18 protein-coding genes are annotated in these 23,350 nt (G+C 55.7%); 11 read left to right on the top strand and 7 right to left on the bottom strand.

Features of this window, described 5'->3' with window-relative positions; translation table 11 throughout:
- The coding region (locus J2I46_RS31535; RefSeq protein ID WP_207333099.1) for a hypothetical protein at positions 1 to 262 on the bottom strand (262 nt) is incomplete at its 3' end.
- A gap of 740 nt (positions 263 to 1,002) precedes the next feature.
- Here J2I46_RS31535 and J2I46_RS31530 point away from each other — a divergent pair.
- The 3 genes from J2I46_RS31530 to J2I46_RS31520 all read left to right on the top strand — a co-directional run bounded on the left by J2I46_RS31530 (position 1,003) and on the right by J2I46_RS31520 (position 8,969).
- Positions 1,003 to 2,238, top strand: coding sequence for a vanadium-dependent haloperoxidase (locus tag J2I46_RS31530; RefSeq protein ID WP_207333098.1), 1,236 nt, complete (start codon positions 1,003 to 1,005; stop codon positions 2,236 to 2,238).
- A 201-nt stretch (positions 2,239 to 2,439) separates the two neighbouring features.
- The gene (locus J2I46_RS31525; protein WP_207333097.1) at positions 2,440 to 2,859 is read left to right on the top strand and encodes a hypothetical protein; all 420 of its coding nucleotides are present in this window, start codon (positions 2,440 to 2,442) and stop codon (positions 2,857 to 2,859) included.
- A 518-nt stretch (positions 2,860 to 3,377) separates the two neighbouring features.
- The gene (locus tag J2I46_RS31520; RefSeq protein WP_207333096.1) at positions 3,378 to 8,969 is read left to right on the top strand and encodes an SdrD B-like domain-containing protein; all 5,592 of its coding nucleotides are present in this window, start codon (positions 3,378 to 3,380) and stop codon (positions 8,967 to 8,969) included.
- A 443-nt stretch (positions 8,970 to 9,412) separates the two neighbouring features.
- On the opposite strand, the gene J2I46_RS31515 is transcribed toward J2I46_RS31520, so the two are convergent.
- Positions 9,413 to 9,970 (bottom strand): RNA polymerase sigma factor, encoded by a 558-nt coding sequence (locus tag J2I46_RS31515; protein WP_207333095.1) that lies wholly within the window; start codon positions 9,968 to 9,970, stop codon positions 9,413 to 9,415.
- A gap of 678 nt (positions 9,971 to 10,648) precedes the next feature.
- Between J2I46_RS31515 and J2I46_RS31510 the strand changes: the two genes are divergently transcribed.
- The 3 genes from J2I46_RS31510 to J2I46_RS31500 all read left to right on the top strand — a co-directional run bounded on the left by J2I46_RS31510 (position 10,649) and on the right by J2I46_RS31500 (position 12,109).
- On the top strand, positions 10,649 to 10,897 hold the full coding sequence (locus tag J2I46_RS31510) for a hypothetical protein (protein ID WP_207333094.1): 249 nt from the start codon (positions 10,649 to 10,651) through the stop codon (positions 10,895 to 10,897).
- Between the two features lie 94 nt (positions 10,898 to 10,991).
- Positions 10,992 to 11,744 (top strand): ParA family protein, encoded by a 753-nt coding sequence (locus tag J2I46_RS31505; protein ID WP_207333093.1) that lies wholly within the window; start codon positions 10,992 to 10,994, stop codon positions 11,742 to 11,744.
- A 59-nt stretch (positions 11,745 to 11,803) separates the two neighbouring features.
- Complete coding sequence (locus tag J2I46_RS31500; RefSeq protein ID WP_207333092.1) at positions 11,804 to 12,109, top strand: hypothetical protein; 306 nt, start codon at positions 11,804 to 11,806, stop codon at positions 12,107 to 12,109.
- Positions 12,110 to 12,261: 152 nt separating this feature from the next.
- Here J2I46_RS31500 and J2I46_RS33085 read toward each other — a convergent pair whose 3' ends face one another.
- The gene (locus J2I46_RS33085) at positions 12,262 to 13,065 is read right to left on the bottom strand and encodes a hypothetical protein (protein WP_229380047.1); all 804 of its coding nucleotides are present in this window, start codon (positions 13,063 to 13,065) and stop codon (positions 12,262 to 12,264) included.
- 319 nt (positions 13,066 to 13,384) lie between these two features.
- Between J2I46_RS33085 and J2I46_RS31490 the strand changes: the two genes are divergently transcribed.
- The 4 genes from J2I46_RS31490 (at position 13,385) to J2I46_RS31475 (ending at position 19,558) form a co-directional block, all read left to right on the top strand.
- The gene (locus tag J2I46_RS31490; protein WP_207333091.1) at positions 13,385 to 13,555 is read left to right on the top strand and encodes a hypothetical protein; all 171 of its coding nucleotides are present in this window, start codon (positions 13,385 to 13,387) and stop codon (positions 13,553 to 13,555) included.
- A 383-nt stretch (positions 13,556 to 13,938) separates the two neighbouring features.
- The gene (locus J2I46_RS31485; protein ID WP_207333090.1) at positions 13,939 to 15,072 is read left to right on the top strand and encodes a replication initiation protein; all 1,134 of its coding nucleotides are present in this window, start codon (positions 13,939 to 13,941) and stop codon (positions 15,070 to 15,072) included.
- A 126-nt stretch (positions 15,073 to 15,198) separates the two neighbouring features.
- A complete protein-coding gene (locus J2I46_RS31480; RefSeq protein WP_207333089.1) occupies positions 15,199 to 16,374 on the top strand; it encodes a DUF3800 domain-containing protein in 1,176 nt (391 codons plus the stop codon).
- Between the two features lie 220 nt (positions 16,375 to 16,594).
- On the top strand, positions 16,595 to 19,558 hold the full coding sequence (locus J2I46_RS31475; protein WP_207333088.1) for a PAS domain-containing sensor histidine kinase: 2,964 nt from the start codon (positions 16,595 to 16,597) through the stop codon (positions 19,556 to 19,558).
- Positions 19,559 to 19,727: 169 nt separating this feature from the next.
- Here the strand turns inward: J2I46_RS31475 and J2I46_RS31470 are convergent, their stop codons facing one another.
- The 3 genes from J2I46_RS31470 to J2I46_RS31460 form a co-directional block, all read right to left on the bottom strand.
- Positions 19,728 to 20,087 (bottom strand): hypothetical protein, encoded by a 360-nt coding sequence (locus J2I46_RS31470; protein ID WP_207333087.1) that lies wholly within the window; start codon positions 20,085 to 20,087, stop codon positions 19,728 to 19,730.
- Positions 20,088 to 20,178: 91 nt separating this feature from the next.
- Positions 20,179 to 20,472, bottom strand: a complete 294-nt coding sequence (locus J2I46_RS31465; protein ID WP_207333086.1) for a hypothetical protein — start codon at positions 20,470 to 20,472, stop codon at positions 20,179 to 20,181.
- A 64-nt stretch (positions 20,473 to 20,536) separates the two neighbouring features.
- On the bottom strand, positions 20,537 to 20,959 hold the full coding sequence (locus J2I46_RS31460; RefSeq protein WP_207333085.1) for a BLUF domain-containing protein: 423 nt from the start codon (positions 20,957 to 20,959) through the stop codon (positions 20,537 to 20,539).
- A 606-nt stretch (positions 20,960 to 21,565) separates the two neighbouring features.
- Here J2I46_RS31460 and J2I46_RS31455 point away from each other — a divergent pair.
- Positions 21,566 to 22,684 (top strand): alpha/beta hydrolase, encoded by a 1,119-nt coding sequence (locus tag J2I46_RS31455; protein ID WP_207333084.1) that lies wholly within the window; start codon positions 21,566 to 21,568, stop codon positions 22,682 to 22,684.
- A gap of 69 nt (positions 22,685 to 22,753) precedes the next feature.
- On the opposite strand, the gene J2I46_RS31450 is transcribed toward J2I46_RS31455, so the two are convergent.
- A complete protein-coding gene (locus tag J2I46_RS31450; protein WP_207333083.1) occupies positions 22,754 to 23,116 on the bottom strand; it encodes a LytTR family DNA-binding domain-containing protein in 363 nt (120 codons plus the stop codon).
- Positions 23,117 to 23,350: the final 234 nt, after the last annotated feature.

Here is a 23,350-nt window from a genome sequence, read left to right as displayed (position 1 = left end):
CGTCCTTGTCTTCCAGGGTTGGGTGCTGATTGGTCGTTGAGCAGAGCTGCCCGATGGTTACGACTGCTTCATTGCCCGAGGAGCGCAGCAGGGAGCTGAGTCGAACCGAAGTGGCCGTCAGGTCCCGGCTTTGGATCGACTGGGCCGAATCCAGTATAGCCCTTGTCAGGGCGGGCGCAGGATCCGCCTTTTTTTGGCAACTGAAGCCTATCACCAGGATCAGGAAAAGAAATCCATGGCGGCACGCTAGTCTTTTCATCATGGCTTTAGGCAATGGTTTACTGGCCTCATTCCCCCTGTCAGTTGCCCGGCAACACGGCCGCTACGACGCTGGGTTTAACGCACTGATTCGCAAACAAAAGCCGCCCTTGCGCCTACTTTACCCAGCCAGAAATGTCAGGTGAATGATTGACTGAAAAGAGCGTTTTCGCATTTTGGTAATACTCTCTTTATGAACCTGTTGGCGGACATGCCTGTCAGGAAAGTCAGGTCAGCAGTGGATGTTCCGAGTTTTCTACCAAAAAAACGGTCATTTTTCTCATCCTCAGACAAATGGTCCTAAAAAGCAAACCCCTCAGGGCTCAAATCCCAGGTGTGACCCCGCCACGCACTACCGGGCCATTACAAGTGTGATACACTTTCCCGGTGATATATGACAGGGTGGTTACTGCAATTTGTTCAGGTGACAGCTAGGGGGACTAGCAGGCCTGCTCTCCGTTTCCGGCGATCCATGATCGAATGGCTTGCTTTTTGCTACGTGACTTTTGCCAACTCAAAAGGTAAGGCAGCATGAAAACATCGTTCATCAGAATCACTTTACTTCTGCTTGGATTACTCTGGACGGATCACTTGCCTTTAAGGGCTCAGAGGCGAACAAGGACAAAGACCATCCCGGATTCAGTTGCCACGACTTGGGCTGATATGACGGTGCGCATTCTGACTAAAGCTCCCAAGAATACCCCAACGTATGGCTCCAGGGCCCTTGGTTATATAGGGTTGACCATGTATGAGACGGTCGTATATGCTTCCCCTAACCACCAATCCATTATTGGCCAGTTAGCAGACACGCTCTTGGTACCAACGCCTGATCGACGACAAGCGTATTGCTGGGAACTGGCCCTGAACGCCGGACAAGCCTACATGCTGCGAGCGCTGTATGGCTACACCGGGAAAACGCAACTTATTGACTCGCTGGAGCAGGTTATACGCCTACGCTATGCAGCCCGGGTTAGCGCTGAGATCGCTGAGCGGTCTGAACGATTTGGCAAAGCTGTAGCCACAACAATTTACCAATGGTCTAAAAGTGACGGCGGGCATTTGGGGTACCAGCGTAATTTTCCCGCAGATTATACGCGCCCCACTGGAACTGGTTTATGGGTTCCCCCCGTCATCGGTCAATCCAGCGTCCGCAGGCCCTTACATCCTACCTGGGGGCAAAACCGAACTTTTTCGTTACAAAATAGCCAGTTATCCCTGCCCAAGCCCTTGGCTTACTCTACCGATACGACAAGTGCGTATTATACCCAGTATAAAGAAGTACGTGACCGCAAAAACACCCTTACTGAAGCTGATCAGGCAATGGTGATGTGGTGGGGTGATGACCCAGGTGAGACATGCTCTCCTCCTGGCCATTCGTATAATCTGGCCACCATTGCCATTCGGACTAGTCAGGCCGATCTACCAAAGGCGGCCGAAACCTACGCTCGCGTGGGCATGGCCGTTGCCGACGCCTTTATTTGCTGCTGGAAAACTAAATTCTCCTACATGGTCGAGCGGCCTTCCTCCTTTATTTCATCGACCATCAATGGTAAAGGCCAGTGGTTTCCCTTTTTTTTGGAGCCGCCTTTTCCCTCTTTTTATTCGGGTCATGCTGTGCAGTCGGCCGCTACAGCAACGGTTCTGGCCAACCTGTACGGTGACCAATTCTCTTTTACTGACAACACGCATGCCAACCGGCCTGATCTGGTTTATTACCGCCAGGTTCCGCTACCCAGCACTGTCACAACCGCTGATTACCTTGATCCGGCCAATTATGAGAAGTATCAACCAACATTCACCAGGCAATCAATCAGCTTCAGAGCGCGCCATTACTCTTCCTTTTCAAGTGCCGCCCTGGAGTGTGCCAACTCACGGCTGCTGGGTGGAATTCACACCCGCCATGATAACGAAGTAGGCTTGACAGAGGGAGCTAAAATAGGCCGTAATATCAACGCACTTCCTTGGCATAAAGGCCGGTGATTTCAACCGGGGAAGAGCCTAACCAAGTAGCCGTAAGCCACTCTGCATCACCCACAGGGTTTACCCGCGCTGTCCTATCAGTAAGCCGGAAGCAAGCACAACGCCCTTGGCGATGAAAGTAGCACTTCCGTAGTGAGCTCCAGCGATTGGTTTAGTTTTTGTTTGTGCCTCTTTGGGGCTCCATTGACGGGCCTGTTGCTGATGGAACACGTCTTTCAACTCATTCAATCCTATTTCAATTTTCGGGCAGCGGTGCTGCGTTCCGCTGACTTGGAATCGATGTCCAACGCCGAGTTCTCCCGCTTGACGGGTCTTAGCAGCAACACTAAGTATATTCGTCTGAACCACCCCGATTTATGGCAACCGGCCGAGATATACGTTCTGGCTAAAAAAACGGGCCTTTGGGAGGGCGGTGTAAGAAAGTTGGATTTGCTGGCCGAGTTGATCACGCAGCTGCCTTTGCCCCAGCAGCGCATTGTCCTCAGGGCTGGTTCGTTAACGGGCCAGCGCCTGGCGGTACGTCGTCAGGATCCCAACTCCTGGCAAGCCCAGGAGTTAGCGAAGCTACAGGCTTGGTATCGCACGAATACTATCCGTTCCTCGGAGCTACTCAAAACGTAGTTAATAAGCTAAACTGTTAACTACGTAATCTATTGATTAGTAGTACTAATGCTGGGCGCAAAAGGTATGACCCTACCAAGGTTTGGGAGCTGTTTAGCTACGTAAACCAAGCTACCCAAGACATCAACTCTACTTTAGTCCCGGTCTGCTGGCCTCCCCAGCGTCAGGCAAAACTTCCCCTGGGCCTCCCCAGCTCCGGCTGCCCTATGGCATCGTTTTTGATTACGCGCGTGAGATGCCCCGGGAAATCAGTCGTGAAAAGCAGGACAAACTATAGTAATCCAATCCAGTAGCCAACGCTGGTCGCTCTAGCGCTTTACTAGCCAAAAAAGGGGTTTGTTACTCATACGGGCTACTCAGCCAGGGCTGCGCCTTGCTGGGTATAAATGTTGGCAATTCTGCTGGTTGGCTGGCATAGCTTTTGCTAAGCTAGGCTATTAATTCTCAGAAGGTCATATCCACATGCGTTCATGCGACCAGCGCACCTTGCAATTGGTCTCGCCTTCCACTTTCGGTCTATGAAAAACAAATACCGCCTCCCCATTTGTATACCCCGCCGACCCGGCCACTCCCTGATGGGTTGGCTGAGCCTTTGTTTGCTGCTGATCGGAGCTTTGCGGCCTACTCAGCTTCAGGCGCAATTGCTCAAGAAAGGCTACGTCCTGTTTTCCTGCGCCCCCAATACCCTGAACTTGCCGGGTGTGGCACCTGATCAGACGACGCTGGCGGTGCTGGACGTCCGCCAGCTAGGCACCCAGTACGCCAATGGAAACTTCAACCAGGATGTCTCCTCCCAGGTACCCCACATCAAAATGTGGCAGTCCAATACAGATTTTGGCGGCGACTGGATTTTTGGGGTGGCCGTCGATTCGCGCAACGCGACCATGTACGCGGCCAACTCGACGCTGCTGAACCGGGGGCAAACCGAAGAGGATCGATCGGTCAGAATGCAGGATTTTGCTCCCTTCCCGGCCGTGCCCAAAATCTATAAACTCGATCCGGTAACGGGAGCTATAACCGGGACTTGCGTGCTCAACAGCGCCAGTAAACTCGGCGTAGGTTACATTACCTTGGATGAGGTCCACAATCAGTTATTTGCTACGGATTTGGACAACGGCCTAATCTACCGGATCCGCACCAGCGACATGAGTATCATTGATACCTACGATCCGGGTGCTACCGGAGAGGCTAGTGACGGCAATGTACCCGCCTTCGGGGAAGGTATCCTGGGGGTGGCCTACAATCCCGTAGAGAACCGGCTCTACTATTCGGTGATCAATAACCTGACCACCGGCATTCAGCGCCAGTACCCAACTTCAGGGGAAACGGGCCAGAAAAACACGATTCGCTCCGTTGGGCTAACCGCTACGGGTAGCGTTGATGCCAGCACTGATCAGCTGGACATTGCCCTCTCGTTTGTGTATCAGGCCGTCGGTGGTGAGCCAGGCACCAATCTTTCCGCCCCAGCTGGACATATTGTCTTTGATCAGGCGGGCAGCCGCATGCTCATTGCTGAATTACCCCTCTCGCTGGCGGGGCCTCACCCAGGTAACGCGGCGGGTAACCGGGAATATTACAGCGCCGTTCACTTTGGCCGGGTGCTCTCTGCCCGCAAAACCGGGGGCAGCTGGACGGTAGAGTATGGAGCCGAAGATACGTACGGTAACCCCCGAGGCCGCTACTTTATCGGGGGCGTCGCGGGTCAGAATAGCCGGGGCGGCGTGGCGTGGGGCTACGGGAGTTACACTCCCGACAACCTGGTGGATGACGAGGCCTACTACCTGGCCAGTGGGGACCTGCTGCGAATAGATTTTGATACCCAGACCTTCATTTATGGGCTTCAGTTTGGCCGTATTGACTCGCCTGATGGCCGCCCGGCCAACCAGAACGTACTGGTGGATATGGATGGTGTGACAGGTGCACTGGCCTTCAACGCCAAATACCTGGCCGGTATTCCGGTTGTTTACCGGGGACCCAGTTGTTTATTGCCCACTCAGGCCAGTATCACCACCCAGCCAGCTACTTGTTTGACGGGGAGCGCCTCGGCTAGTAGCAACGCCAGTGTCACCGTCACCAATGTGACCAATGCCGATCGAGCTTTTCTGATCAGCGGCGGGGCGGGCGTGCCCCTCTACACGGATGCAGGTAGTCAGCCGGTTACCGGCTCAACAATTACCTTTACAGGGCTGCCTAATCCGGTCACCAGCGGTGGTACCAGTTACAGCGTGGTTTTTTACAATGGGCCAGACTGCTTCACTATCATAAACGCAACACTGCCCCAGACTATTTGTCTACCCTGTTCGCTGAGCGCCGTGGCCCGGGCGGGAGCCTGTGATCCGGCAACCAACACCTATTCGTCCTTTGTTGAACTGACGCTGCTCAATCCAATAGATGGCGTAATAACGGTCACCGATGGGGCGCAAAGCCTTACCCTGGCCACGACCACCAGCACTACTACGATGACGGCGGTTTTCACGGGGCTTATCTCCACGGGAGCTAACCGCACGATAACAGTCAATCTGCCCAGCTGCGGAACAACGACCACCAGCTACATTGCCCCCTCTTCGTGTTCGGTCTTCGATCTGGCCCTGCGTAAAACGCTGGCTGCCTCTCAGCCGCTCAGCGTGACGGCCGGGCAGGCCGTTACCTTCACACTGGCCGTCTTTAACCAAGGCACGCTACCAGCAACGGCTATTCAGCTGGTCGATTACATCCCGACGGGCCTTACCCTGAACGATCCCAACTGGAGCCAGGTCGGCTCAACGGCCGTTCTGAATACGCCCATTGCCAGTTTGCCCGCCGGAACCAGCATGACCTACAACATTACCTTCCAGGTCAATAGTGGCATTACCGGCTCGCTGGTTAACCGGGCCGAGATCAGCGCCGCCAGCGGGGGCACTGACGTGGACTCGACGCCGGATAATAATCCCAACAACGATGCCGGTGGTCAGGAAAATTCAGGCTCCGATGACGCCATTAGTGGCAACGGAACCGGCACGGTGGGCAGCACTGATGGGGCTACTGATGAGGATGACTCAGATCCGGCTGTCATTACCGTGGTTGCGCCAGTGTGTTCACTCAATGCCACCGCTAGTGCTGGTTCGTGTGTACCGGCGACAAATACCTACTCGGCTTCAGTAGCGGTAACGCTAAGTAATAATCCGGCGGGTACGCTGACGGTTAGTCTACCCGGATCGGCGCCCGTTAGTCAGGTCGTCTCTGCTAACGCAGGTTTGGTAACGCTTGTGCTGGCCGGGCTACCCTCAGATGGCTTGCTGCACACGGCGACCATTAGCCTGGCTGGCTGCGGCTCAACAACTGCGCCGCTGATTGCCCCGGCCTCCTGCTCGGTGGCACCCGCCTGTGGCCTGGCCCTGGTGGTCACGCCAGGCCTATGCCTGTCGGCAAGCAATACCTACGTGTTGTCCGGAAGTATCACGGCCACCAACCTGCCAACCAGCGGCACGCTGACTATCTCATCGGCAGCTCTGGCAGCGGACCGTACGCTGATCCTGCCAGCAGGCAGCGCATCGGGAAGTTTCAGCTACAGCGGTCTGGCTAGTAACGGGCAGCTTTATACGCTTACAGCCCGCTTCTCCGACGCCGCCTGCGCGCCCGTTAGCCAATCCTATACGGCTCCCCTCAGTTGCTCGGTGGCTCCGATCTGCTCGCTCAGCGCCACGGCAACAGCGGGTCTTTGCGCTAGCGCTACCAACACGTATTCAGCCTCCGTGGTGGTGAATTTGACCAACGCACCCGCCGGAACTATTACCGTTAGTGTACCTGGCCTGGCACCTATCACCCAGGCACTGGCCGCTAACACCGGCTCGTTTACGGCTGTGTTTGCGGGCCTGCCTTCTGACGGGCTTACGCGCCAGGCCAGTATCAGTTTGGCTGGCTGTAACAGTACCACCGCTACGTTTACCGCCCCGCTCAGCTGCTCGGTAGCCCCCGTCTGTTCGCTAGTCACCAGCGTAACGGCTGGCCTCTGCGCCAGCGCCTCTAATACCTACTCGGCTACGGCTGTAGTGCAGGTGATCAACCCGGCGGCTGGTACGCTAAGCGTCAGTCTGGGGGGAGCTACCCAGACCTTTGTACTGACGGGAGCTACGCAGAACACGATCACGGCTGTCTTCCAGGGGTTGCCCTCGGACGGCACCACGCGCACGGTAACGGCTTCGCTGGCAGGCTGCGGCTCCAGCTTAGCTACCTACGTGGCGCCCGCCTCCTGCTCGGTGACACCCGCCTGCTCGCTCAGCGCGGTGGCCATCGCCGGGTTATGCGAGCCAACCACCAATAGCTTTTCGTCGACCGTTGTTGTAACGGTAGTCAATCCGGGTAGTAATCAAATCCTGACCATCTCCGACGGAACTAGCAGTCAACCTTTTACCACTACGGGGGGTAGCGCCAATACGTTTACCATGGTCTTTACTGGCCTTCCTGCCAACGGAACGCCTCGCCAGGTGAGCGCTACCTTACCGGGCTGCTCGACAGTCAACGCAAGCTATACGGCCCCAGCTTCGTGCTCAGTTGCGCCCCTATGCGCCATTAGTGCAATAGCCACCGCGGGAGTCTGCGTTGCCGCCACGAACACCTATTCAACTACGGCCGTCATAACGGTACAGAATCCTGCTGCCGCTGGCACGCTGCTGGTCACCACCGGCGGGCGAACGATGAGCTTTAGTACCACCGCTCTAAGCCAGAACACGTTCACGGCAATCTTTACGGGTTTGGTCTCCGACGGAGCCACTCACCTAGTGACGGTAAGTTTGCCTGGCTGCTCAACGACGAGCACCGCCTACCAGGCCCCCACCTCGTGCTCGGTGGTTGCCACGGCTAGTCTGGGGAACTACGTCTTTGAGGATGTAAACAAAAACGGCCTTCAGGACGGGGGTGATCTGCCCATTCCGGGTGCCCTAGTCACCCTGCTCCAGGGCGGTACGCTGGTGGCAAGCACCACCACTGATGGAAGCGGTATCTACAGCTTTACAGGGCTAACCCCAGGCTTGCCCTATTCCGTCAGCTTTACCACGCCCACCGGCTTTTCTGTCGCCACGGCGGCGAACGTAGGCACCAATGATGCTGTTGACTCGGATCCGGTTGGCGGGGTTACGGCGCCGGTCACCCTGACGGCGGGCGAAAATAACCTGACCCTGGATGCGGGCTTCATCCGGGCTGCTGTGCCGCCCATTACCTACGCCATAAGTAAGACAGTCGACCAGCGGCAGGTCGAGCTAGGCAGTCTGGTCACCTATACCATTTCGCTGACCAATACGAGCCCCACGACGGCCACCAACGTAGTGGTTACCGACACCTTCAGTGGCTCAGCCCTGACGGTGGTGGGCTCCGCCACGGCTTCGAGCGGCAGCTTTGTGGCCACCTCTACCGGGGGCGGGTGGAGCATTCCCGTGCTCGCCGGTGGCCAGGTGGCCACGCTGCGCTTCCAGGCCAGGGTCGGTGAGGAAGGATTGGCCTATAACGTGGTCACTGCGCCCGATGGCACTAGCGCCTCGGCTTGTCTGACCGTTCCCTTTCACGTCTGCGCAAACAGCGAGTTTGAGATCGTTTTGGAAGCACCCGCCAGCTTCGGCCGCTACCAGTGGCTACTCAACGACCAGCCTATCCCGGGCGCTACCAGTTCAACCTATAGTGTTACGGCGATTGGCCGCTACTCGGTGGCCACAACCAGTGCTTCGGGCTGTCCGGATGGCTCGTGCTGCCCCTTTGTGGTGGTAGCCGATCCAGTGCCCAGCCTGACGGCCGTTGGCGTTGCTGCCAGCTGCAACGGGGCTACACCACTCAATGATGCCCGCATTACGCTTGTCGCTAGTACAACCAGTGCGGTTAGCTACAACATTACGCCTGGGAGCAGCTTCACGGCGGCCACGCCGCTCTTTGCCAGCAATCAACCGCTGGCCGCTGTTGTAGGTGGGGTTCTGCTAGCTGGTCAGGCCAATGCCGAGGTAGCCCCCGGCCGTAGCTATACGATCCGGGTGTATTCGGCTCAGGGCTGTTACAGCGATACAATCGTAGTAATACCGCCCGCTCAGTGCCAGTGCCCAGCCGTTAAGTGCACGCCTTTCACGGTGAGAAAAGTAGCTAGGCGGTAGCTGGGAAGTCTGCCAGTTCAACATATACATTATTATGCAGGAAAAGCCGTCTAGTCAGGAGAGACGGCTTTTCCTGCATAATAATGTATATGTTTGAAAGGATAAGATCCTTGTCGGACTTGGTTTATTGGGCAGGCTGCACCTACAGCTATCTAAGAACTTATAACCTCTCGCAGCGGCACCAGCTACGGAACATCTCGGTCCGGGTATTTGAGCTCATTCTCCCGGCGGTGGGTACCAATCTGGGCCACTAGGATCACTATGATAACAGCAACGGTGAGCTGATGCCGATGGCTGATTTCATAAAGGTGGTGATCCAGGCCTTATAAACGGACGCTTACGAGGCGGGCAGCGGGAAGGTCTCTTTGATTTGCTCAATCCATAGGAACTGGGGTTGCGACTGTGCTTTGCTGGCCAGGGTTCCACGCCCCCAGGGGGGCGGGTTAATTCAGGTGCAGGACTATATGCTTGTGGAGCTGCTTGGCCTGATCGCGGGCGCGCTTGAGCCGCATCTTGACGGCGCTCTCGCTAAGCTGGCCTTCACTAGCCAGGGTAGCTACCGACTCTCTAACCACGTAATGCTTATGAAGCATCTCCCGGTCCCGATGAGTCAGCCCCTGGAGAGCCGCCTCGGCCTGCTGCCAGCGCTCCTCCAGGGTGAGTTCTTCTTGGTTATCGTGATGAATAAACTCGTGTCCTGGCTCGAGTGGTATATATACCTGCTTTTTTAGTCTATCGCGGGCCGAGAAGCAGTGGTAGCGCGTCAGCACGAATAGCCAGGTGGCAAAGCTGGATTCACCCCGGAAGGTGTGCAGCCGGTCGTGCACCTTGCAGAAGATCTCCTGGGTCTGGTCCCGGGCCTCTTCCCGGTCTCCCATCAGGCGTAAAGCAGACGCATACACTTTATCGTAATAGCGCTGGTAAAGCTGGGTAAATAAACGATCTTCCCGGGTGGAGAGGAAGAGGGCAATGAGCGTCTCGTCAGAGTACTGTTGTTTCATTGGAACGGACCTACCGGCTGCGGCAGAAAGAAGGCAAGGGTGATGATTAGTTTAGTACCCCGATGAGGCGGTAAGCCAGTCATAATGAGCCTATTATCAGGGGCAGCTCAGTCAACTAGCTAATCAGGATTAACAAGTATACGAATAAATCATACACCTGGATTACATGTCGATACATATATAATTAACTATTTTTCTACTTAATCTATATACTATTGATTATCAATATATTACAACATGATTTATTGCTTCATGTGGAAGTGAACGCGCTGGCTGAACCAGCTCAGCCGCCCGTAACGGGACGGGCCTGACTTTAGCTCCACGCCGAAGAGAAGACTCATTTAAGCGCTGGTAGGAATAGTACTCCAGCACTTACTCCTGGATGGCCTTTTATAGCGTTTCTACGGCTTCTTACCAGTAGTATCTGAGGCTAGGTTGGCCACGCCCTCACCCAGATTCTTTCTGGCTTTTCTCTGGCTGTTTTGGGGCCTACTTCAGCCTGGCTTGCAGGTCAGCAAAGCCTACTTTTGACCGGGTTTTCAGGCCAGTTTTAAGGCAAAGGAAGGGGTTCTGCTAGGCACCAATCCGGAGAAAGAATTATTTTCCGGATCCTGGCCTGGTCAGTACGCTGAGCACTAAATCTGATTAGTTTTGTGGCAACCACTCAGATTCGTGCGTATGAATCGCCCACCGCACTCCTCTACTACCCGGGATACGTCCGGCTCCTGGACGCCTTTTGTTATCAATGCCCTCTGCCTACTGCTTCTTCTTGGGCTGCGCTACAGCGTAAAGACTAGCTGGCAACAGCCTACCTTAAACTTGCCGACGCCGATAGCTTACCACTTTAGTCCCGCTGGCTGGGTGGCCAGCTGCCTAATGGACGTAGTTGCCTTTTTGCAGGAGTTCACCCGCTACCTGCTCTCCTAAAGGTTTTTAGTCCGCTCAGCTTAGCCTCTCCCCTTTTTTTTATAGCGGAAAAGCGTGCTTGAGTAATTTTTGTAAACACAGTAAATAGCATAATATGAGTAAGATCATTACACTCAGTAATCATAAGGGAGGCGTTGGTAAGACCACCTCGACGATTAACATTGGCGCTGCGCTTAATCAGCAGGGTAAACGGGTACTGCTCATTGATCTGGACCCGCAGGCCAATTTAACCCAGAGCCTGCGTTTGGCGGTAGGGGATCCAGCGGCGACCATTTACGGAGCCCTGCGGGGCATGGCTCCGCTCCAGCCACTTGAGATCGTCAGCGGCTTTGAGGTCATTCCCTCCACGCTGGATCTGTCAGGGGCCGAAATAGAGCTGAGCAGTGAGGCGGGCCGGGAGTTTATTCTCAAGGAATTGCTGGATCCGCTCCGGTCGCGTTATGATTGCGTGCTTATCGACTGCCCGCCTTCCCTGGGTCTTCTGACGCTGAATGCCCTGGCGGCCTGTGATCAGGTGCTTATTCCCCTGCAAGCGGAGTATCTGGCCACCCAGGGTCTGGCCAAGCTTCTGGAGGTGATCGAGAAGATTCAGAAACGACTCAACAAGAGCCTGGTGATTGGCGGGATATTCATTACCCAGTACGACGGCAGAAAAGTCCTCAATCGCAACGTAGTCGAGACCGTAGCCGCCCACTTTGCGCCCTATCTGCTAGCCACAAAGATTCGGGATAACGTAGCCCTGGCCGAGTCGCCCGCTACCGGACTTGATATCTTCCGTTATAGCCCTAAAAGCAACGGAGCGGAGGATTATACGGCCCTGGCCCAGGAACTACTAAGTAAATGGTAATTACGCGGTAACTTTGGTAATATTAATAAGTCAAGTAAGTTAGGTAATCACTGTTTACTATGAAAAGCAAAAAAGATTTCACCGGTGGTCTCTCCTCACTGCTGGGCGAAACGCCTCAGCTCGAAGCCAAACCGGCTATCCTGCCCAAGACGGTAAAAGAAATCACCAAAACCTCGCAGATCGGGACTAAAGAGGAGGAGACAAGGGCCACTTTCATTGTCAATGAAGGAATGCTCGAAAAGATTAAAGCCATTGCCTACTGGGAGCGGTTGCAGATCAAAGACGTAATCAGCACGGCCTTTAGTGAGTATTTGGCCAGCTACGAAAAAAAGAATGGCCCCATTCAGTCAATTCCCAAGAAGTAATTTCTGACTCAGTCTAACCAGTACATACCGTCTATGTAGCGCCTGGCACTCGCGTCATACCCTGGACAAAAGTTAGTAAACAAAGCTTACTAAAGTGATTAATATTACTTAGTAAACAGTGCTTACTAAGTAATATATTAGTTACCAAGGGGTTAACTGTCGGGCTGATCGGTGTCCTGGGTTGGCAGGATGGGGCGGGCAAAGAGCTGACCCTTCAGATCGTGGGACCGAACGGGAAACCCCGCCAGATAATCGGCAATCTGCTTGTGCTGGTGATCATGGGTCAGCAAAATAGCCCCCGTGTCCACAAACACCACGTTGAGCTTGGTGGAGAGGATCTGCCCGCTGCGATCGCGGATAGGCGAGAGCAGGTGGGCCGTGGCGTTATCAAAAGTGAGCGCATCCAGGTGATACTTCCAACTGATGTACCAGTAGCGGTACTCCGAGTAGTAGGTGCTCATCACCAGCTCCCAGGCCTGGGGCTGATCGCGGATCTGCTGCCACAGGGTCTGCTCGGCCTCAAGGGCGCTGAGCTGCTGCTGCAGACGGGTCTCACCCCCGGGGGAGAGGATATCCAGCTGGCGACTCAGCAGCTTTCCCTGCTGCTTCTCCAGCAGAGAAAGGTAACGATCGATTTCGGTCTGGCGCTCCAGGGCCCCGATCTGGGGGCTTTTGATGAGCCAGTACTTGTGCTTGTCGTAGTAGGTGAGCTTGACGGCGGGCTGGAGGTAGTTGATCAGCTTGACTTTCTCGAAATTCTGGCCGGCAAAGGGGGCAAACTGGGCCATGACCTCAGTGGGCAGGTAGTGGACCCGGTAGCCCTGGCGCAGAAAGTGCTGGGGGCCATTGATATCCCAGGCCTCGGGCTGGTTAACCAGCAGCGAGGGCATGGACTCGAGCAGCTCCAGCAATTGGGTTTGCAAGAGGCGGGTTTTGGAGCGGGCTGAGGGTTTCATAGAGCAGCTTTGTAGCAGTGAATGTAATGTTACCGCCAAAGTAAAATAACAAGGGAGTCTTACTAAAGAATTTTCTGCTTTCTTTCAAATTTGGTTTATCCACAGCTAGCACACGCTTAAATCAGCCCTAAACCCCGTTGTTTTCAAAGCAACTTGGTTTTCTTTTTCTTGCTTTGACTTGATCGCGCGCGATTGAGACTTGCAGCCTTTTTTTGGCGGGGATAGTAGCCTTTTAACCAGCTTATTAGCCGCTAAAAAAAGGCCGCTCCGGCAACAACAAACACGGTTAAGGCAACAATGAACACGGTGGGTGGCAACAATGAACACGGAAATCGGCAACAACAAACACGGTCAGGTGGCAACAATGAACACGGTGTGGCAACAACAAACACGGTTAAGCGGCAACAATGAACACGGTACCGGCAACAACAAACACGGTCGAAGGAGGTCGGCCATGTGGATAACTTACCGGCAGTCAGGCGTTCCATAAGGAGCCCGGCGGGCTTATCTGCTGGCCGTTAGGGAAAGGATCACGCCCAAAAAGATCAGTCAGCCGGGGGGATGCCGGCGGGTTGGCAACAGTGAACACGGCAGACCGGCAACAACAAACACGGGTAAAGGGGAGTGGGCGATTTAGCGCCTTTTGGGCTGTTTAGCCCTGCCTGCCGGGCGCACTGAAGGCCCAGTCTGGGCCGAAACAGTTCGGTTTATCCCTTAAAGGGGGCCTAACCGGCCTTAAGTACCCGCCAACCGGCAACAACAAACACGGTCTGGTGCCTATTCTGGCTCCTCCGGCAACAACAGATTTTATTGCTGTTGCCGGAAAGAGGGCGTATACTTGCTTATTCTTTAGCTAAGCAAGTACCCCGATTGATGGCCCGAACGTCCTTAAAACCAGCGCCCAGTGAGCAGTTTGAGCTCTTTGCGACCGATACTTCCCTGGATATCTCGATTGCCTCGATCGTGCAGGAGCCCCTGGAGTTACTGCTGGCCAAGAACAAGCACCGGCTCTCGGTCTTTGATCGCCGGATCTACTGGTGGATTCTCTCGCGGCTGGCCCGGTATCAGACCACCGAAACCAACGAGCCCATCCCCATTCCTGATCAGAACCTGGTCTTCGATATTCCCGTCCTTGATTTGTATCCCAAGCAAGCCACGGGAAAGCAGCAGAAGGCAGCGGTGGACAAAAAGCGGCGGGGTAGCTTCTCGACCGAGGCTACCTACGCCCACTTCAAGGAGATTGCCAAGTCGCTGGTTGAAAAATCCATTATCGACGTCGATCACATGACCACCATCGACCCCGACAGCCGTCAGGTGGGATCCATTGCCATCTTTCCCCGGGCGCTTTACCGAAACGGGGTCATGCAGGTGCACCTGGACCGCTACATCGTGCCCGCCATGTGCATGCTGGGCAAGGGTTACACCAAATACGAGCGGGAGGCGGCCATGTCGCTTAGCCGCGAAGCCAGCCAGATCCTGTACGTACGCTTGTGCCGGTTTTTGGACTTTGGCTACTGGTCCCCCTCGGTCGATGAGCTGCGGCTGATTCTGGAGGCCACCCACTACGCGCGCTACAGCAATTTCAAGCAGCGCGTTTTGTTGCCCGTCGTCGAGGAGCTCAATACCTACTCGGATCTACGGGTCGAGTTTAAGGAAATCCTGGAGGGCATCAAGGTGGTCCGCATTCACTTTACCATCTACGCCCGCCGGGATGAGCCCAAACTGGCCCTTAAGCAGCTGCGGGAGAGCCTTCAGCTGGAGCTGGAGAGCGTCTACGCCATGAGTCTGGAGCAGCGCCAGGCCCACGCCCTTAACGCCTTCAGCGTCCACTACAGCTTCACGCCGCTGCAGCAAAAACAGATTCTGGAGAATGAGACCAGGCTCAACAAATTCTTCGAGCTTCACCTAAAGATTACCGACGGGCTTATCTCCATCAAGAAAAGCCCAACCAGCTATCTGGCCGCCATTTTATTTCCCAAGCAGGATACGGCTCCGCGTTTGCTTTGACAAGCACGGCGCACCACCCTTCCCCTGCCAATAGACAAAAAAGCCGTTGCGCCGCCGGTGACCCGCCGTCAGGGCCTCAAAAAGAGCCCGGCGAGCGCCTGCCGTTCTTTAGCCACCCCCTTGCCCATGGATGATTCTATTGCCTTTTTAGATGAGCAGGGCAACACTAGCCTTGACTTTACCCAGCCCGGGACGTCTACCCACTTTATCGTCGCCGCCCTAGTTCTGCGCAAAAGTGAGCTAGCCCAGGCTCAGACCCACCTGGAAGCCCTTGGGCAGCGCTACTTTCAAACCGGGCCGATCAACTCGGCCAGCGTTGGCAGTGATGACAAGCGCCGGACGCTGGTGCTAGGCCAGCTGCTGGCCCTGCCCCTTCAGATCGTTGCCCTGGTGGTCGACAAGCGCGAACTGAAAAGCGAGGGCTTCTACCACAAGGGCTCCTTGTTTAAGTTCCTGCACGGGCTGGCCGACCGGGAGCTGCACCGCCACTTCCCCAACCTGGAGCTGGTAGCCGGTCGGCCGGGGGAGGATACTTTCATGAAGGGCTTTGTTCAGTTTGTCCATGACCGGCATATTCCCACTCTGTTTGATCAGGCTAGTTTTCGCTTCGTGCCCGGCGTTTCCAGTTTGCTAAACCAGGCGGCTGATTTTGTGGCGGGCAGTCTGGCCCGCTGCTACGAGCAGACCGCCCCCTCACCCGCCCAGGCGGGTTTACGGCAATTGCTAAGTCCCAAGCTGCTGGCCCTGACCTACTGGCCGGAACGCTTTGCGCCCCTGGTGGCCCGGCCCCTGCCGGGTCAGACGACCTACAATGCCTCCCTGGCCGAGCTGTGTCTGCAACTGGGCCAGGATTTCCTGCACCGTAAGCTAAGCAGCCGCGCCCCCCAGGAGATCGACCAGGTAACCTGTCTGCAATACCTGATTTTTCACTTTCGCCACGTGGACCCCACCCGCTACATCTCCAGCCGGGAGCTACTGGCCCACGTTCAGGAGCGGCGGGGCCAGACGCCCTCGCTGCACTACTTTCAAACCCGGGTAATTGCCCCCCTTCGGGACGCGGGCGTGCTGATTGCCAGCAGCAGCAAGGGCTACAAGATTCCGGCCTGCGAGGGGGATCTCTACGATTTTGTTAACCATAGCAATACCATCATTCAGCCCCTGCTCTCGCGGATCGGCAAGTGCCGGGACCGCATCTACCAGGCCACGAGCGGAACCATCGACCTGCTGGCCCGGGAGGAGTACGCCAATTTGCATCAGCTGCTGGCCTATCCTGACTCAGTCAAGCAGCAGGAAGCTCCCTAAGGCACGGCCGCTGCAGGATGGCACTGATTTAGCCTGATTAGCGTCACTTTGCGGTCAGCTCCCCTGGATCTGGGCGCGCCTCTGGCGTGAAACTACCACTATAGAGGCCTGCAATCAGGGCGCTTAAACGTTCGTAAATCCATTGAATTATTACACAGAGTCGACCCGTTTAGTCAAGCGGGTTAATTAACTTGCCATAAAAACGCATTGATTTAGCTACTTGAAAGCGAAAGCTACTACTCACTACCCCTTCCTGGCGGGAGCGGGGGAAATGGCGGAAATCACCAGAAACCACGACTGGTCAAAGACCCTTTTAGGCCCGCCCCAGAACTGGCCCCAGGCCCTAAGGGTAACGCTGAGCCTGCTACTGAATGCCAGGTTTCCCATGGTTCTTTTCTGGGGACCACAGCACCTATGCTTCTACAATGATGCCTACCGGCCCAGCTTGAACGGTGAGCTTGCACCGGCTGAGACAGTAGGCAAACCCGGCGCTCAGGTGTGGCCCGGGACATGGAGCTTGGTAGGCCCCCTGATTGATCAGGTGCTGGCCGGTCAGGAGGCTATCTGGCGGGAAGACCAACTGGTTCCAGTGTACCGCAGTGGACAGGCAACAGATCGCTACTGGACGTTCAGTTATAGCCCAGTCAATGATGAATCAGGCCAGCCAGCAGGGGTGTTGGTTACGGGTCTTGACACCACCAGGCAGGTCTTAACCCGCCGCGCCCTGGAAGAGAGTGAGGCCTTCTCCCGCAGTATTGTCGAGCATTCACCGGTGGCCAAAGCCGTGTTCATCGGTCAGGATATGGTCATCCGCACCGCCAACGAACCCATGCTCCAGCTGTGGGGTAAAGACGATTCGGTGCTCAATAAGCCGTTTATGGAAGCCATGCCAGAGTTGCTAACTACCCCTCAGTTGCAGCGCATGCGAGGGGTGCTGGCCAGTGGAGAGACCTTTCATCAGACCGAGGAACGCTTCGAATTGATCCGCTACGGCCAGCCTTACACGGGCTATTACGAGTATACCTACAAGGCCATCCAGGCCGATGACGGCTCACGCTACGGGATTATCTGCGTTGCCACGGAGGTCACGGCCCAGGTGCTGGCGCGCCAAACAGCGCAGGCCAGCGAAGCCAGTTTCCGGGCGCTGATCGAAGAAGCGCCCGTGGCCACTTGTTTGTTCGTTGGTCCGCAGATGCGCGTGGAGATTGTCAACGCTATGATGGTTACCGCCTGGGGCAAAGACTTCTCCGTCAAAAATAAGCCGTTGATTGAAGCCTTGCCCGAGCTGGAGGGGCAGCCCTTTCTGGACATCCTGGCCAACGTCTATGCAACCGGCGTAGCTTATGAGGCTAAAGCAGCCCCCGTCGATCTGGTTATTGACGGCAAGCTGGCTACGTACTACTACGATTTCACCTATAAACCCCTGCGCAATGAGCAAGGTGAGGTGTGGGCCATTATCAATGTATCGATCAACGTGACCGACCGCGTGCTGGCCGCCCGGCAGCTGGAAGCGAGCGAGACTAAACTGCGCGGCATCATCGCCTCAGCGCCTGCGGGCATTGGCCTGTTTGTGGGCCGCGATTTGATCATCGAAACCCCCAATCAAACCTTTATTGACATCGTAGGCAAAGGCCCTGCCATCGTCGGTTTACCCCTGCGGGAGGCCATGCCCGAGCTGGTGACGGAGGGACAACCCTTCCTGCATATACTCGACCAGGTCTTCACCACTGGCGTTGAGTTTCAATCCCCCGGCTCGCAGGTAAAGATTGTTCAGAATGGGATAATGACCGACAGATACTACAACATCACCTACACGCCTCTCTTTGACCCCCAGGGCCGGGTGTACGCCATTTTGGATATTGCCATTGACGTAACGGAACAAATCAAGGCGCAGCAGGCCCTGGAAGAGACCGAAGCAGAGCTTAGAAGCGCCATTGAACTCGCCGAGTTGGGCACGTGGAGTGTCGATGCAGCTACGGGCCTGGTTAGTCTCTCGGAAAGACATGCCCAGTGGCTGGGGCTAGCGGACTGTGATCACCCGCTCCCGATCTGGCTGGCCTGCGTTAGCCAGCCCGATCGGGAGCGAATCGAGAAAGCCCTGTTGGTCAGCCTGCAAACGGGGGGAGCCTACCAGCAGACCTATACCATCAGTAATGCCCGCACCGGTCAGCAGCTGATCCTGCAGGCGGTTGGCCAAACCTACGCCACTAAAGCAGGTCAGCCGCTGCATTTTGCGGGAACCGTTCAGGATGTTACTGCGCAGCGGGATTTGGTTTTAGCCCTGGCCAACCAGGTGCAGCAGCGCACCCAGGAACTGGATCTGACCAACGAAGAGCTGGCCCAAACCATCGAGGAACTAGCCGCCACCAATGAGGAGCTAGCGGTGACCAATGAAGAGATCGCCAGTAGTAACGAGGAGTACGTCGCCATCAATGAGGAACTAAATGCCACTATTAGCCTGCTGAACCGCTCCAATGAGAACTTGCAACGCTTCGCCTACGTGGCTTCTCACGATTTGCAGGAGCCACTGCGCAAGATTCAGCAGTTTGGTGATCTACTGAAGACCGAGCATGCCGCTGCGCTGGGCAGTGAGCTGGTTTACTTGGACCGTATGCAGGCGGCGGCCGCCCGGATGTCCACCTTGATTCGGGATCTGCTTAGCTACGCGCGCATCTCAACGCGGGTAGAGATTCGGGAGCCCGTTTCCCTTAGCCAACTCGTTGCCCACGTCTTAACGGATTTAGAGCTGGTTATCGAGGAAACCCAGGCCCAGATTCAGGTGGATCACCTGCCAACAATCATTGGGGATGGCTCTCAGCTAAGCCAGTTGTTTGGCAATTTGCTGGGTAATGCCCTGAAGTTTCGCCGCCCTGGGGTAGCGCCCCTTATTGAGATCAAGGCTCAGCTAGTTAGCCTGGCTGATCTTCCCCTGTCGGTAAAGCCCATTCGCTCGGCTGACTTCTATCATCAACTGAGGGTAATGGACAACGGCATTGGCTTCGAGCCTCAGTATAGCCAGCGCATCTTTGAGGCTTTTCAGCGGCTGCATCGCAAGCATGAGTACGCGGGTACGGGCATTGGCCTCTCTATCAGCGAGCGGGTCGTCACCAGCCACGGCGGGGTCATTACGGCTAGCAGCGAGCCTGGTCAGGGCGCAACCTTCACTATCTATCTACCGGCATAATAGGGCCGCCAAGACCCATAGCTCCTCATTGGTGGCGGCCAGTTGCTTGCCTGGCAAATTTGGGTCGAAACAGCCCCAAACGCCTTAGCGTCGCTCCGGCCAGATGTGGGCTCGGGTAGAGTCACTTGTGGTCAGACAATACGCTATTTGCTGCGCCTTGGCTGCTGGGTCAGCCCCTGATTCTGGCCTTCCTGAGGCTGTACAGGTCAATAGCCTGATCGGTCAGCTGCTCTTCTATAAGAGCGTATGCCCCCTGAAAGCTCTGACGGGCAACGTGCTCCTCAAAGGCTATTTCTGCCCTTAGGTAGGCTAGTGGATCTGGCTGGGTTACTGATTCTTCAAGAAGCTGGCTCAGCAGCCGCTCGGCTTTCTCCGGACTTCGATAAAACCGGATGAACTGCTCAATCGCCCTGAGCTTGAGAAAACTTACCTGCATAGGGTAGGTGAATCCCAGCGCCAGATTTCGCTGCGCCTCTTCCAGGTATTGGTTCAACAGGTCAATGATACGCAGTACGGTCTCTGGGTGCATAAGTCCTTAAGGGCTAGATTAGCCCCTTAAGATAGCCTCTTTTTGCTTCAGGCCAGTGGTCAAGGCGAACGTAAGCTTGACTTGACCCAAGTTAATGAAGGCCGGTTGATTTAGAAGCTTGACTAGCTGGACCCTGATCTTTTCGTAAAGCAAGGCGCATAGCCCGGTGCTGCCGGGCCAGGGCTTTTCGTTCCGTCTCATGCCGAGCTATCATAAGTGCCCGCTCCCCCGGGTTGATCTGATAGAGATAACAGTCTTCTTCTTCAAGTTTTTGTTTTTCCTCGAGGGCTAAACGAGCCTTTGTTTCATAGGTCGCCTGCTCCCGCCACTGCTGCTCGTGCTGATCGCCTGGTTGATCATAGGGCCTGCCGGGAAGGTGTATCATGTAGGCCTAACTTCCCAAATTAGAATTCGCTTAGAACGGCATTAACTAATTAGGATTAGGCCCCCTAGACAGGGGGCCTGGCTGTGTGCCGGTTAGCCTCAAAAAAGGTTTGGATTACCCGTAAAACCAGGGGAATCCCGGATGATTCAGTCGGCTCCAGGGATACAACCGCCTCTATGTCCGCTAGTTGGGAGCGGTCGATGGTCTGGTACCCCATTCGCCAGTCAGTAAACAAGCGTTGGGTAATAGGCCGGTTCAAAATGCACTCCACCTGCTGATGGCGCTCATCAACCTGGATGCGCTGGTACATAGCTTCTACTTGCTGCTGATCACCTTCCAGCACCTGAATGATGCTGCCCCGCACGTAAAGCATGATGCCCGTAATGCCTAACTGCGCGTTACGGATTCGACTCTGCTCAAGCAGGGTCGAGAGTTGGGCCTCAAAGGGCTCAGCGGCCCGGCTGAAGTAAACAATACAGGATTCCATAGCGTAGGTGGTGGGTTGACCAGTAGGTGATCCTCTGAATCAACGCGCTGTTTAGTTTAGTAAGGCCGGTAAGCCTACGTGCCTACTCAACTAGTTAGTCATGTTCGGATGGCAAAGGCCTGGCAAAAGCGTACCAGCAGGTGCTTTCACCCTCTGAATCTAGCGAGATCATCCAAACTAATTTCAGAAGAGCCAGCTTTCTGGTGGTTGAAGATAACGATGACCAGCGGGCTCTGGCCCGGGCCAATCCCGGAGGCAATTTCTCTGATTTGCTACTACTGACTGGAGCTCAATCAGTGAGGCCACTAGGTGCGGCAAGCGAGACCAGCAGCACGGCTAGTAAAGGTTGATTTCCTTCCAGGCGGGCAGTCCGGCTACCTGGCACCCACCAAGGCGAGCAGGCGCTTAACTTAAAGCTATAGCGGTCAGTGAACCCTCTTAGCCAAGGCGGGGGTATGGGTCAGCAGGCCGCTCCCACTTAGCCCTGGGGCCGACAATTGCCCATCGTTAGCGTCTGCACAAAGGATGCTTGAGAAAACCGGTAGCCAGTCTGGCGTAAACATCTGGCAGGGCCTCCTGGTTAGATACCCAAACAAATCGACGGCTATGACTTGCCTTTACACCAATCCTAAAACTGGCCTTCAGGGGCTGGGGTTCTTCCTTCTGCTTACCCTTTCGCTACTGGTCACCTCCTGCGATGACCATCGCAACTTTCTCTTGCCGGGCCAGGGCATCCAGTCCACGGGTCCTAAACCCGCCTATGCCCCCACCATTACCCCCCAGATGCTGGCCGTGATCGAGGAGCTGGGACGGCTCAGTCCAACGCCCCTCAATACCTTAACGCCCCAGCAGGCCCGCCTTCAGCCCAGTTTTAAAGATGCCGTCAACTCCCTGCTCAGCAAGAATGGCATTGCCCAGCCGGTAGCCAAAGTGACCAAGAGTGAACGGATGATTCCCGGGGCGGGCGGCACGCCCATTCGCGTGGTTATTTATACGCCTAATGGAGCTTCACCCACTGCGCCTGTCATCGTATACTACCACGGGGGCGGCTGGGTCATTGCCAGCCCGGAAGTTTACGAGTACTCGACCCTGGCCCTGGCCCAGAACACGGGGGCCATCGTAGTGTCGGTTGATTACCGGCTGGCCCCGGAGAACAAGTTTCCTACGGCTCACGAAGACGCCTATGCCGCCTACAAGTGGGTGAAGGAAAACGCGGCTTCCATCAGCGGTAACCCGGCCAAAGTGGCCGTAGCGGGCGAAAGCGCGGGGGGCAACATGGCCATTACGGTGAGCATGATGGCCCGGGATCGAGGTCTGGGCCTACCCGTCCACATCCTGTCGGTGTTTCCCGTGGCCAACAATGACCTGACGACGCCCTCCTACAACCAGTACGCCAATGCCATGCCGCTGAACCGACCCCTGGTTCAGTGGTTCGTCGATAAGTACTTCAACACGCCAGCTGACGGGGATAGCCCGCTTATCTCTTTAGTGGATATGGCTAATCTAACGGGTTTACCCCCCGTCACCATCATTGGCGCGGAGATCGATCCCCTGCAATCCGAGGGCATGCAGCTGCGGGATAAGCTCACTTCTCAGGGCGTAACGGTAAGCTATCAACTCTACGGGGGGGTTACCCACGAGTTTTTCGGCATGTATGCCATTGTGCCCCAGGCCGCCCAAGCCCAGGATCTGGCCGCCACGCAGCTACGTAAGGCCTTCCAATAGAACCAGCTGATCGCCTGTGAGGTGGCCTTCAGCCATAGACGAATTAGTCCCTAAAACCGGTAAGTCCGCTTAGGAACTACGCTCTTGCTGGTAAGTCCATATACGGAGAAGCGAGGCCGGGGTGCGGCGGCGGGAAATAACAAGGCGAGCGCCGCCCCGCAGGGTAAGCGTTACCGCCAGACGGCCAGTTCGGCTAACGCTGTCTACGTAGGCCGGGTTGATCAAATGCGACTTACTGATGCGAATAAAGTGGGGCAGCTGCCCCTCAAAATAAAGGAGCGAGCGGCTGGTTAGCAGGGGCTGGACCACTCCCTCGGCAAAGACGAGCGTATAGTTGTTACACCCTTCGAAGTGACTGATGAATGCGTCAGTGTCAATGGAGGGATAACCTGGAATTTTCAGGGCGGCAGCCTGCCCTTTAGGGTCAGTCATGGATAGCAAATACCCCAGCTGGGGCAGTGGTCCTGGATTTACGTACGGGGCTGGGTGCCTCTTGGATGGGTTTATTTCTCCTCGCCAGGACCCTGAACCGAAGCCAATGTGGGCCAGGCCCCGCCGATTTGCCAGCTAAAGTAAGGCTCCGCTCAAACCAAAACAACGCTTTTGCCTAGCTCTTCAAGCACCAGGCTAAGATCGTTCAGCTGGCCAAACAACCCGCCGAGCAGA

The sequence above is a fragment of the Fibrella forsythiae genome (assembly GCF_017353175.1).
Lineage (GTDB): Bacteria > Bacteroidota > Bacteroidia > Cytophagales > Spirosomataceae > Fibrella > Fibrella forsythiae.
Note: the sequence above shows the minus strand (reverse complement) of the source record. Positions and strands in the feature narration are given on the sequence as shown.